Origin of the sequence: Roseovarius sp., assembly GCF_040223625.1 — a bacterium.
Lineage (GTDB): Bacteria > Pseudomonadota > Alphaproteobacteria > Rhodobacterales > Rhodobacteraceae > Roseovarius.
Map to the genome: position 1 here is coordinate 43054 of NZ_JAVKFX010000042.1, position 11918 is coordinate 54971.

The 11918-nt window shown below is 66.9% G+C and carries 11 protein-coding genes; 1 reads left to right on the forward strand and 10 read right to left on the reverse strand.

Features of this window, described 5'->3' with window-relative positions:
• Positions 1-32: 32 nt before the first annotated feature.
• Both RLN94_RS13045 and RLN94_RS13050 read right to left on the reverse strand, forming a co-directional pair.
• On the reverse strand, positions 33-842 hold the full coding sequence (locus RLN94_RS13045; RefSeq protein WP_350158923.1) for an enoyl-CoA hydratase/isomerase family protein: 810 nt from the start codon (positions 840-842) through the stop codon (positions 33-35).
• On the reverse strand, positions 839-2365 hold the full coding sequence (locus RLN94_RS13050; RefSeq protein WP_350129681.1) for a long-chain-fatty-acid--CoA ligase: 1527 nt from the start codon (positions 2363-2365) through the stop codon (positions 839-841). Before RLN94_RS13050 ends, RLN94_RS13045 begins: the two co-directional genes overlap by 4 nt.
• A gap of 125 nt (positions 2366-2490) precedes the next feature.
• Here RLN94_RS13050 and RLN94_RS13055 point away from each other — a divergent pair, with 125 nt between their 5' ends.
• On the forward strand, positions 2491-3231 hold the full coding sequence (locus RLN94_RS13055; protein WP_350129684.1) for an IclR family transcriptional regulator: 741 nt from the start codon (positions 2491-2493) through the stop codon (positions 3229-3231).
• A 26-nt stretch (positions 3232-3257) separates the two neighbouring features.
• Here the strand turns inward: RLN94_RS13055 and RLN94_RS13060 are convergent, their stop codons facing one another.
• The 8 genes from RLN94_RS13060 to RLN94_RS13095 form a co-directional block, all read right to left on the reverse strand.
• Positions 3258-4037 (reverse strand): SDR family oxidoreductase, encoded by a 780-nt coding sequence (locus RLN94_RS13060; protein ID WP_350129687.1) that lies wholly within the window; start codon positions 4035-4037, stop codon positions 3258-3260.
• Positions 4038-4062: 25 nt separating this feature from the next.
• Complete coding sequence (locus RLN94_RS13065) at positions 4063-5367, reverse strand: TRAP transporter large permease subunit (RefSeq protein WP_350129690.1); 1305 nt, start codon at positions 5365-5367, stop codon at positions 4063-4065.
• Positions 5352-5873, reverse strand: coding sequence for a TRAP transporter small permease (locus RLN94_RS13070; RefSeq protein ID WP_350129693.1), 522 nt, complete (start codon positions 5871-5873; stop codon positions 5352-5354). Before RLN94_RS13070 ends, RLN94_RS13065 begins: the two co-directional genes overlap by 16 nt.
• A 31-nt stretch (positions 5874-5904) precedes the next feature.
• Positions 5905-6885: a TRAP transporter substrate-binding protein DctP gene (dctP, locus tag RLN94_RS13075; protein ID WP_350129696.1), complete on the reverse strand. Its 981-nt coding sequence runs from the start codon at positions 6883-6885 to the stop codon at positions 5905-5907.
• Between the two features lie 294 nt (positions 6886-7179).
• Positions 7180-8112, reverse strand: a complete 933-nt coding sequence (locus RLN94_RS13080; protein WP_350129699.1) for a Csu type fimbrial protein — start codon at positions 8110-8112, stop codon at positions 7180-7182.
• Positions 8112-10424 carry a fimbria/pilus outer membrane usher protein gene (locus tag RLN94_RS13085; protein ID WP_350129703.1) on the reverse strand — a complete coding sequence of 771 codons (2313 nt, stop codon included), beginning with the start codon at positions 10422-10424 and terminating at the stop codon, positions 8112-8114. The genes RLN94_RS13080 and RLN94_RS13085 overlap by 1 nt, the downstream gene beginning before the upstream one ends.
• Positions 10425-10556: 132 nt before the next feature.
• Positions 10557-11000, reverse strand: coding sequence for a fimbrial biogenesis chaperone (locus tag RLN94_RS13090; protein ID WP_350129706.1), 444 nt, complete (start codon positions 10998-11000; stop codon positions 10557-10559).
• Positions 11001-11038: 38 nt separating this feature from the next.
• Positions 11039-11533 carry a Csu type fimbrial protein gene (locus RLN94_RS13095; protein WP_350129709.1) on the reverse strand — a complete coding sequence of 165 codons (495 nt, stop codon included), beginning with the start codon at positions 11531-11533 and terminating at the stop codon, positions 11039-11041.
• Between the last annotated feature and the right edge of the window lie 385 nt (positions 11534-11918).

Below are 11918 nucleotides of genomic sequence, written 5' to 3' on the forward strand. Positions count from 1 at the left end.
TTCCTGTTCTTGCGGGGGGCCTCCGGGGCGGCTCAGAGCGGGGATTCGGGGTCGAAATCGGGCTTGCGTTTCTCCTTGAGGGAGGCGAGCCCCTCCTGCACGTCGGGGCCGTTGAAGCCCATGAATTCGAGCGCCAGCGAGGTGTCGAAGGTGGGCCCGGCCATGCGCAGCCAGTTGTTGAGCGCGTACTTGGTGAAGCGCACGGCGCCGGGGGCGCCCTTGGCCAGCTTGGTGGCCACTTCGAGCGCCTTGTCGTGCAGGTCCTCGGGTTCGGTGACGAGGGAGACGAGGCCGATGCGCTCGGCCTCTTCGCCGCTGACGGGATCGCAGGTCATCAGGTAGTATTTCGACTTGGCCAGCCCGCAGAGGAGCGGCCAGACGATGGCGGCGTGGTCCCCGGCGGCGACGCCCAGCCGGGTGTGGCCGTCGATGATGCGGGCGGTGCGCGAGGCGATGGAGACGTCGGCCAGCAGCCCCGCGACAAGGCCTGCGCCCACGGCCGGGCCTTCCATGGCCGAGACGACCGGCTTGGAGCAGTTGATCACGTTGTAGACAAGGTCGCGCGCTTCCTTCCAGACACGGTTCAACGTGTTGAAATCCTGCGTCATTTCGCGGACGAGTTCGAGGTCGCCCCCGCCCGAGAAGGCATCGCCCGCGCCACGGATGATGACCGCGTTGACCCGCGAATCCGCGTCGATGTCGCGCCAGATGCGGACCAGTTCGCCATGCATCACGCTGTCGGCGGCGTTCATCCGGCCGGGGTTTTCCATGGTCACGCGCAGGACACGCTCGGCCGGCCAGTCGAATTTCAGGCGCTCGTAGCCTTCATAGGTGTCGGTCATATCTTCTTCTCCCTGCCTTTCCAGAATGGCTCTTTGAGGATGTTCTTCTGAATCTTGCCGATGGGCGTTTTCGGGAAGTCGTCGACGAATTCCACGTGGCGGGGGCGCTTGAAGCGGGCGAGCCGCTGGGCGCAATGCTCCACCAGCGTGGCCTCGTCGAGGCTCTCGCCCGCCTTCAGCATGACGAAGGCCGCCGGCACCTCGCCCCACTTGTCGTCGGGGATGCCGAAGACGGCGCATTCGGCGACCTCGTCGCGGTCATAGATGACGTCTTCGATTTCCTTCGGATAGACGTTCTCGCCGCCGGAAATGATCATGTCCTTCGAGCGGTCGATCAGGGTGATGAACCCCTCTTCGTCGATCGTGCCCACGTCGCCCGTCAGCGCCCAGCCGTTCTGCCAGAACTTCGCGGTCTGCTCGGGCTCGTTGTAATATTCGAGCATGACGTTGTGCCCGCGCGAGGCGATCTCGCCGATCTCGCCGGGGGCGACCTTGTTGCCGTTCTGGTCGATCACGCCCACGTCGACATTGTAGCATTGCCGGCCGACCGAGCCGAGTTTTTCCGGCAGGTTCCAGGCGCGGAGCGAGGTGAGCACGCCCATCTCGGACTGGCCGTAGATCTGGGTGATGGCGAGGTTGGGCAGCTTTTCCATCAGCTCGGACTGGACCCAGTCGGGCATGGGGGCGCCGGCGAAGGAGACCTTGCGCCATGTGAAATAGGCGCTGGCGTCGAAATTCGGGTCGCTGACCACCATGGAAAGCTGGGTGGGCACGGCGAAGAGCGCGGTCATGCCGGTTTCCTTGGCCATGGCGGCGAAATCCTCGACCGACCATTTGCTGAGGAAGGTGGTGGTGGCGCCGGCGAGGATCGCAGGCTGGAACATGATGTTGAGCGCCGCCACGTGGAAGAGCGGCGTGACGATGCCGACGATGTCGCGCTCGTCTATGGCTTCCTCGACCATCACCGTGTGGGCGGTGATGTTGCGGTTTCGGTGGCTGCAGAGCACGCCCTTGGGCCGGCCGGTGGTGCCGCCCGTGTAGGTCATGCAGAACGGGTCGTCCTCGTCGATGGCGACATCCGGGTAGTGCTCCCCGGCCTCGGCGATGAAGCTCTCGAACGTCTCGTCGCCGCCCTCGCCGATGCAGACCAGTTTCTTCAGCTTCGGCAGCCTGTCCTTCACCGCCTCGATCTTCTCGGCGAAGACATCTTCGTAAACGAGACATTCCACGTCGGCCTTGTCGAGCACGTAGGCGAGCTCGTCGGGCGCATAGAGCACCGAAATGTTTACCATCACGCAACCCGACCGCGCGATGCCGAAGAAGGCAACACCGTACTCGGTGCGGTTGCGGGAGATCATGCCGACCTTGGTGCCCTTGGCAAGCCCCTCGTCAAGCAGGCGGTTGGCCAGTCTGTTGGCCGATTTGTCCAGTTCCGCATAGCTCGTCGACTGCCCCTGCCAGAGGATGGCGGGCTTGTTCGGAAACCGCTCGGCGGAGCGGCGGAGCATATCGCCTGTCAGCATTTTTTCCTCCCTTTCACCGGCTTGTGCCGATGGTCTCGACATGTCCCGAAGGAGGCGGTAAACGCAATGGGAAATTGCAGAAATCTATTCCGCACAGCGGAATACAACGGCGGGAGGTTTTCGGCATGGCACAGGGCGACCGGCAGTTCGTGGATGCACTGGCGCGGGGGCTGGCGATCCTGGAATGTTTGTCCCGGTCGCACCAGCCGATCGGCAATCGCGCCATATCCGATGCCGTGGGGCTGGCGCCCTCGACGGTGAGCCGGCTGACCCATACGCTGTGCGCTTTGGGCTATATCCGGCCCACGGGTACGGGCCGCGCCTACGAGCTGACGCCCAAGAGCCTGACGCTGGGCTATCCGGTGCTGGCGGGGCTGAGCCTGCGCGACAGGGCAAGGCCGCATCTGGAGGCGCTGAGCCGGAAGACAGGGGAGACGGCGGCGCTGGCCATTCGCGACGGGCTGTACTGTACCTTCGTTGCCGTGGTGCCGGGGACGAACATGGTGTCGGTGCGGCTGGCGACCGGCGGGCGGTTGAGGATGCAGGTGTCGGCGGCGGGGATCGCCTTGGTGGCCGCCCTGCCCCTGCAGGAGCGCCGGGCGCTGGCCGGGCGGCTGCGGGCCGACATGACGCGGCGGGGCGAGTCGACGGAAGGCTTCGACCGGGCGCTCGAGGCGTGCCTGGCCGACGGGTTCGCGACGGTGCGCAATTCGTGGAAGGTGGGGATCGGCGGGGTCGGCGTGCCGATCAGCTTCCAGGGCGAGACCGCCGCGCTGACCGTGCCGGTGGCCACGGGCAGCGTCAGCGAGGAACAGATGCGCGGCGAGATCGCGCAGGCGATGCTGCAGGAGGCCAACGCCTTCTGAGTGTGGGCCGGGCCGCGCTTCGGGGGTCACAGCAGGGGCCGGGCCAGCCCGCCATCCACGGTCAGGTTCTGGCCGGTGATGTAGCCCGCGTGGACCGAGCAGAGGAAGGCGCAGGCCGGGCCGAAATCGGCCCCCTGCCCCAGCCGCCGCATCGGCACGCTTTCGGCCATGGCGCCCTTGGCCTCTTCGGGGGTGATGCCTTTGGCCTTGGATTGCGCGTTGTAGACCCGTTCCAGCGCGCCGGTGTCCATCAGCCCGGGCAGCAGGTTGTTGACGGTGATGCCGTCGGGCGCGATCTCGTGCGAGAGGCTGCGCATGGCGCCGGTGAGGCCCGCGCGCACGCCGGTGGCGACGCCCATGTTGGGGTACGGGTCGCGCACGGTGAAGGAGGTGACGTTGACGATGCGGCCGTAATTTTCGGCCCGCATGTCGGGCAGGCATTGGCGGGCGAAGTCGATGGCGGGGAGCATGTTGGTTTTCAGCGCGTTGAGCCAGATGTCTTCGGCATGGCTTTCCACCGGGCCGGGGGGCGGGCCGCCGGCATTGGTGACAAGGAGGGTGATGGGGCCGAGCGCGGCGCGGGCTTTCTCGACGATGGCCGTCCGGTTCGCGGGGTCGGCGATGTCGCCGGGCACGGCGATGGCGCCGCCGCCGATCTCCTGCGCCGCCGCTTCGGCCTTGGCCGCGTCACGGCCGTTGATGGCGACGCGCACGCCGGCCTCGGCCAGGGCTTTCGCGCAGGACAGGCCCAACCCTTGCGAGCCGCCGAGAACGAGGGCCGCGCGGCCCGAAATACCAAGGTCCATTGTCACCTCCGGAAGTGTGGGGCCGTCAGAGGAGCGACGGCAGGAACAGGATGATCTCCGGCACCAGCGCGAGGATGGCGATGACGGCGATGAAGATCGCGATGAAGGGCAGCACCGAGCGGTAGACGGCCTGGATCGGGATGCCGTCGGAGGCGCCCTGCAGCGAGAAGAGCGTGTAGCCGAAGGGCGGGGTGATGCCCCCGATCGACATGTTGATCAGAAAGATGGTCCAGAACCAGATCGGATCGAAGCCCAGAGCGCCGATGATCGGCTGGTAGATCGGCACCAGCATGATCATCAGCGCGATCTGGTCGATGAACATGCACAGCACGAAGGGCAGCAGTTGCAGCATGATGAACATCAGCACCAGCGGCAGGGTCAGGGCCGAGACGAGCTTGACCAGCTCGAACGTGGCGCCGGTGAAGTTGAGGAGCTGGCTGAACGAGACCGAGCAGACCATGATGATCATGATCATCGCGGTGATCATGGCGGTCGAGCGCAGCGCCTCGATGAGGGAGGACAGGCGCAGGTTGCCGAAGATGGTGCAGATGATGGCGGCGGCGACGCAGCCGCTGGCGGCGGCCTCGGTGGGCGTGGCGATGCCGCCGAGGATGAGGCCGAGGATGGTGACGATGATCAGCAGGAACGGCGCGGCGCGCAGCGCGGTGCGGCCGCGGTCGGACCACGGTCGCGCGGCGCTTTCCGAAAGCGGCGCGACGTCGGGGTTCAGAAAGCCGCGGACCATGGTGTAGAGCAGGAAGGCCACGGCCAGTAGGATGCCGGGCAGGATGCCCGCGACCAGCAGGGCCGAGATCGAGACCTTCGACAGGATGCCGAGGACCACCGCCATCACCGAGGGCGGGATGATCGGCGCGAGGCTGGCCCCGGCGAGGATGGTGCCCATGGAGAGGCTGCGGTCATACTCGCGCTTCTGCATTTCGGGCAGGAGCGAGGAGCCCATCATCGCCGCCACCGCCATGGCCGAGCCGGAGAGTGCCCCGAAGACGGTGGAGAGCACGATGCTGACGGCATAGAGCCGGGCGCGGAAATTGCCGACCAGCGCGTCGACCGCGTCGAAGATGATCTTGACCGAGCCGGATCGGAACAGAAGTTCGCCCAGCAGCACGAAGAGCGGGATGGCGGCCAGCGATATGCTGGTCGAGGTGCTGAACATCGAGTTCACCACCAGGAGCACGCCCTTGATGTCGCCCGTCAGGATGTAGAGCCCGCCCACGTTGATGAGCAGGAAGGACAGGAAGATCGGCAGCCCCATGAGGAAGAGCGCCAGCAGCAGGAAGAACACGCTGCCAAGGATTACGTACCACTCCACGAAGGCGCTCCCTTGTCTGTGTCGGGCGCCTGCCCGAACGTCGCCACGAAATGGCGGATGAAATAGAGGGCCGAATTGGCCAGCCCGTAGACCAGCGGCACGAAGACGACCCACTTGGGGATGGGCGTGACCGAGACGATCATCACGCCCGAGGTGATCTGTCGCGCCGTCTCGACCCCGCCCACCCAGGCGCAGAGCGCGCAGACGGCGAAGCCGATGACGTAGTTGATCCGCATCATGCCGACCGACACGCGCCGGGGCACGGCGTTGACGATGAAATCCATCGACGCGTGGCCGGATTTCCACGTCAGGTACGGCACCGCGAGGAAGGTGATCAGGCCGAAGGCCACCGCCGCCGTGTCGGGCGACCAGTCGGAGGGGGAGGCCATGACGTAACGGCCGAAGACTTCTCCGGCCGTTACGAGGGTGAGGTAGAGAACCCCGAAGGACGCCGCCCAGAACGTGGCGCTGGTGATCGCGTCATGCACGCGGCAGAGGCGTTTCATCCGGTCATGTTCCTTCCTGGGTCGGGCCGGTTCACTCGGCGGTCAGGCCCTTTTCGACGGCCAGGTCGTGGAACGCCGCGCCGTCCTCGCCCGCCTTCTCCTCGACCTGTTTCCAGATGCCGGCGGCGAAGATGGCGTTCACGTTCTCGGCGGTCTCGTCCCCGAACTGGGTGATTTCGAGCCCGGCCTCCTGCATCGCCTTGTCTTCCTTCTCCCACAGGTCCTCGAAGTGCATCCGGCCTTCGACTTCCAGCGTCTTGGCGGTGTCGACCACCATCTGCTGCTGATCTTCGCTCAGCCCGTTCCATGTGTCGAGGTTCATGAACAGCGACAGGTTGGTGACGCCGAAGGTGGGGCGGGTCATGTAGTCGGCGACCTCGTACCACTTGTAGTCCATGGCGCCGAAGACCGGCCAGGCCGCGCCGTCGACCACGCCGCGTTCGAGGGCGGAGTAGATTTCCGAGGCCGGAAGGGTCACGACGGAGCCGCCAAGCTCGGTGACGAGGTCATGGTAGGTGCCGGAGGCGCGGATCTTGCGGCCTTCGAGCGCGCCGTCCTCGCCGATCGGATCGCGCAGCATGATGTGATAGCCCGAGGCGGCCGAGAAGACGCCGATGAGCTTGAGGTTGCGCTTGTTGTAGTGGCTGTCGATCACGTCGTAGATGCCGCTTTCGCGGCGCGCCTCGGGGTCGTCGGTGACCGCGTCCATGCCGAAGGCCATGGCGGTCTCGCCGAGGTGGTAGGCGCCGTGGGTGAAGAGCATGTCGAAGAGGCCCGCCGAGACCGGCTGAAGCTGCTCGAAGGGCGAGACGGTTTCGGGGCCGCGCAGCTCGACCGTGAGGTCGCCGCCGGAATTCTCGGCCAGCTTCTCGGCAAAGCCTTGGGCGAAGACGGGGACGGCGTTGTAGCTTTCGTCCCAGCTCGACAGCATGGTCAGGGTTTCGGCGCGGGCCGGGATGGCCCCCGCGGCCAGGATGGCGGCGGCGCAGAAAGTCTGTTTGAAATAGGTCATTTGCAGGTTCCTCCCATGGTTCGGCGGCGGCGGGGCCGAGGGGCTTTTGCCGCGGTGCCGGATCGGCCTCAAAACAAGCCGCGAATGGGGGGACTGTAAAGCGAAATACCGGAAGGTCTGTTCCGCAGTGCGGAATTCTTTTCTGAACTGCGGTAGATACATGGCATGCGGAAGTGGGGCGACGGCGGTTCGCGCATAGGGGTTTCCCAACGTCGGTATAACGTCGGTATTTTGTCGGTATCGCGTCGGTGCGGGATCGGTGCGGGGTCGGTGCGGCCCCCCTGCCCCGCCGACCTAGTAATGCACCGTCACGACCACGGAATCGCTGTAGACGCCGATCGCCGTCTGTTGCCCGGCATGGATGCGCCCGTAGACCATGTAGCACTGGCCATAGCCGCTGCCCGCCCCCTGGGCGCGCTGCGACGGGGCCTCGCCCCAGGCCATGCTGCGGCCCGGGTCGCGGTAGAGGCCGTAGACCAGCGAGTGAGTCAGGCTGCGCATCCGGCGGGCCGTGGGGTCGGTCACGCCGGGGGTTTCGCCCATGCCGAGCGAGACCGTGTAGCTGGTGCCGGCGGTGCAGCGGATGTCGATCGCCGCCTCGGCATCGGCGGGACGCGAGGCCAGCCCGCTGACCTGGCCGAAACTCATCGAGCCCACGTCGAGTTCGCAACTGGCGACGGTTTCGGCGGAGACGCGGAAATCGGGCACGCTCTGGCTGGTGCCGAAGAGGTCGCAGCTCAGCAGGCCGTAGCTCATCTCGATATGGGCGGCGCCGGAGAAGACGGACTGGTAGTGGCCGGTGTCGAACTCGGTGCCGGCGCTGAGGATCTCGGCATAGACCGGGAGTGTGACGCGGCCGCGGCCCAGCACGATGGGCACCTCGACGAAGACCTCGTTCAGCGTGCCGTAAAGCGCGCCGTAGCCGCCCGCGGACAGGTTGTAGGCCAGCGCGTCGCCGCCGCCGTTGCGCAGGTAGCGGGGCGCGTTGCCCGGCCCCGCCCCGGCCGAGCCCGGGCCGAAGCGGATGCAGACCCCCACGACCGAAACCAGCGCGTTGGAGCAGTCGATGGTCAGCGAGCCGGAGGTGCGGTTGACCGCGCCCGCCCGCAGGCTGACCGAGCCGAAGGCGATGTCGCTCATCTGCGCCTCGCAGGTGGCGGCCCGGGCGCGGTCGGCGGGCAGGGCCAGCGCGAAAAGCGCGGCGAGGAGAAGGAGCAGCGCGCGCATCACCGGCAGGCCACCGGGCCGATCATGTCCTGCACGGCGTCGCTGGGCTGGTAGCCGAAGCGCGCGGTGCAGCTGCGGCCTGCAAGCTGGACCTCGAGCGTGTTGGCGGGTTTGGCGTTCTCGATCCATGTCTCGCCGTCATAGCCCACGTAGAATTCCTCGCGCCCGCCATTGGCGTGCACGACCGAGCCGGGCGGCAGCGGCCGGCCTTGCGCATCCTGCAGCAGGACCAGCACGCCGCCGGTGTCGGCGCCGCCTAAATCGACATGCTGGCCGGCGCCGCGCGAGGGGACGAGCTCCACCGCCGTAACGCCGAGCGTCGCGTCGTCTGGCAGGTCGTTCACGTCGACCGACACCCGGTTGCGGCGGTATGAGTTGAGCCCGTTGACCAGCACCCGGCCCTTGCCATTGGTCTTCGCCACGGGCCGGTTGTCGAGGTAGACCGGCACGTTGCCGACCCCGAGATCGACCACGGCAAAGCTGTCGCGGACCTGGTTGCCGAAGGCGAACTTGCCGCCGGTGAAGGCCGCCGCGCCGTCGATCTGGGCGCGGAGGTAGGTGGCGTCGGCATCCTGCTGCACCTCGCCCGAGAGCACGCCGTAGCGGCTGCGCAGGTCGCCCTTGAGGCGGACCGGCGTGCTGTCGTCGCGCTGCGCCATCTGGACGCGGTAGCCGTAATCGCCGATCTCCTCGCCCATCGAGCGGGTGTAGGAGATGTCGGCCGTGTTCTCGCCGCGCATGTCGGTGTAGTAGGACGAGCGCGCATGGGTCCGCTTGCCGAGCTTGATCGACAGGCCGAAGGAAATGCGCGTGTCGCCGGTTTCAAAATTGTAGGCGCCGTTGACGCTGATCGCGCTGCGGCGCTTGCCGATGGTGGTGCCGTAGGAGACCGAGGCGAGGCTGTCGCGCGAGGTGGGGCGTTCGGCGCGGACATAAGCGAGGCCGAGGCGGCGGTTGTCGCGGCCCATGGGCACCGACAGGCTGACCACGTCCTGCGCCAGCGGCACCTCGAGCAGCGAACCGTTGGCGTTGCCGAGGTAGTTCACCCCCGAGACATCGGCGAGATCGGCGAAGCTTTTGGTGGTGCGGGTGCTGGTGGCGTTGACCTCGACCCCGGCGAGCTCGGTGCTGGCACCGAGCTCGGCGAAGTAGCCGAGGCTGTCCTGGTACTGGCTGGCCGCGACCGAGGCGTGGACCTCGCCCAGTGCGAAGGGCACGGCGGAAAAGCCCACGCCCGCGACATGCAGGTCGGGCATGGTGGCGTACTGGGCGTTCACGGTCAGCTTCTCGGTGACGCCGTAGCGCAGGCTGGCGGTGACGATTTCCTCCTTGCCGTAATCGCTGCTTTCGATGCCGAACCCCTCGCGGGCGAAGCCGATGCCGATGCTGTAATCGGCCATGCCCTTCTTGAGCAGGCGGGCCGAGCTGAAGAAGCTGACGGTGCGGCGGGTGAGCTGGCCGTCGGTGCCGTTGACCACGATCTCGGCATCGCCGCCGCCCTGCACGGGCACGTCTTCCAGCCGGAAGGGGCCGCTGTCGACCTGGGTCGAGAAGACGCGGTTGTTCTCGATGAACACGTCGACCGAGGAGGGCACCGCCGCCGCGCCCTGGTAGGAGAAGCGCTGATCGGTGATCAGGTCGGAGCGGAGGTTGAAATTGCGGCGCAGTTCCACCCCGCCCATGCGGATCGGGCGCATCCAGCTGGGGCCGGAGGTGGCGAAATCGCCTATTGTCAGGGTCAGCGCCTTGTCGGGGTAATCCTTGATGAAGGCGGTGTCGAGGCGGAGCGCCTTCATCGGGCCGCCGGTGGTGAGCGGGCCGTTGATCAGCCCGGTCGAGCCGAACCGGCCCATGGGCGCGAAGGCCCAGCCGTTGAGGCTGGCCGAGAAGGCGCCGATGCCGTCGGAAAACCCGCCGGTGAAGCTTTGCTCGGCCACCAGCGAGTAGTTGAGCGCGGCGCCGTAGGCGTTGTCGGCGGGCTCGAAGGCGGCGGCATAGCCGGCCGAGATCACCTCGGGCAGCAGGGCCGCGTGCGGGGCCTCGATCAGCAGCGCCTGTTCGGCGATGTCGTAGCGGTAGGAAAGCCCGTCGATATCGTCGAGCGCGACGGTCCTGGAGATGCCGGCGGGGGGCTTGATGCCGATCTCGCCCAGCTCCTTGCGCGTGGCGGTCATGTTGTTGCCGTCCATGTCGGCGGAGAATTCGGCGATCAGGCCGGTATCCTCGCCGTTGATGCTGACGGCGAGGAACAGCGGCACGGCGTCGTCGAGCCCGCCCACCTCGGCGGTGGCGGTCAGCTCGGCGGTCGACATGGACTCGGACCTTGCCGGAGCGGCGGGTTCAACCGCCACCAGCAACGCAACCCAGGCCAGCCCTGCCCATCTGGTGCGAGAATGCGACATCGAGGACCGGCAGGCGGGGTCGGCCCCCGCCCGCCGTTTCCGTCATGAGTTGAAGCACAGCGGCACGGAGTGCCGGACCTGCAGCTTGACCGCCTGCCCGGCCTGTTCGCGGCCCGGCAGCCGGTCGACCAGCACGCGGTAGCATTCCTGCCCGCGCACGGCGCGTTTCTTGGTGCGCACGACCCGCACGGTCAGTTCCTGGCGCGGACGCAGCTTGGCGACCGGCGGGCTGACCACCACGTCGCGGGTGGCCCTGACCTGGCGCGGGTCCTGCCCCGGGGTCCAGGCGACCACGCGAAGCTGCACGACCGAGGCCTCGCGGCCGCCGGCCTTGACCGTCAGCGAGGTCTGGTTGGCCTTGGTCGGCACGGTGATGCGGGTGGGCGAGACGGCGACGCTGTCGGCGGTGGTGATGGTGGGAAGAAGGGCGACGGCGGCGGCAAGGCCCAGGGCGCGGGCGCCCCTGCTAAGGGTATGGAGTTTCATGGAATCTGCCTTTTTTGTTATTTGCTGCTCGAAAGGGGTCAGTAGCTCAGCGTCACGAGGAGCGTGTCGGAATAGGTGCCTGCGTTGTAGCTGCCCGCGGGGATCTGGCCGTAGACCGGGATCGGCTTGGGCACCGCGGCGGAGACCGGGCCGGTATAGACCGCGCCGTTGACGGCGACGGATTCCGAATGGCCGGAATCCTTGAAGACGCTGTAGGGCAGGAAATCGCCGCCCGAGGAGGTCATCCGGCGCACGCCGCTGTCGGCGTTGCCGCCGCCATCGAGGGTGACGGTGATGGCCCCGCGCGAAGCGGTGCAGGTCACGGTCACGAGGCCGGGCGTCACCTGGCCCGAGGCTTCCTGGGTGTTGATGGTGGCGAATCCCAGGGGCGTGGCCGCCGCGAGGATGCAGGTGTCGGCCACGATGGCGCTGACGCCGAGGTTGGCCGTGGCTTCGTCGGCGGCCAGCGCCGGGGTGGTGAAGGCGGCTGCGCAGATCGCGCCGGCCACCAGCGTTGCGGTCTTGTTGAACATCACTTGTCTCCGTATGCACTCGTACAAAACCGCCGAGCGTGGCGAAGGGCTAAGCCGGCGGTATGGTTACGTTTTTCCCGAGCATTCCGGCCAATTTGTGACGATTTAAGGAAAATTTCCGACATGCGGAAATCGCGCGACCACCCCGACGGGCGGGGCGCGGGGCATGGCAGAAGTTCAGCGATTGCAGTGGCTTGTGGTGCCCCCAGAGAGACTCGAACTCCCGACCTACTGATTACAAATCATGTGTGGATGCTCCCGGTTTAGCAAGGCAATCTTCGGACGGTTCTGGTTGCGTGATCGGTACCGGTCGTGTGTCAGGCCTGTGCATGTGGCTTAGGTCTGCCACGGGCCGTTATGGTGTTCGTGAGCTTGGGGTCCAAAT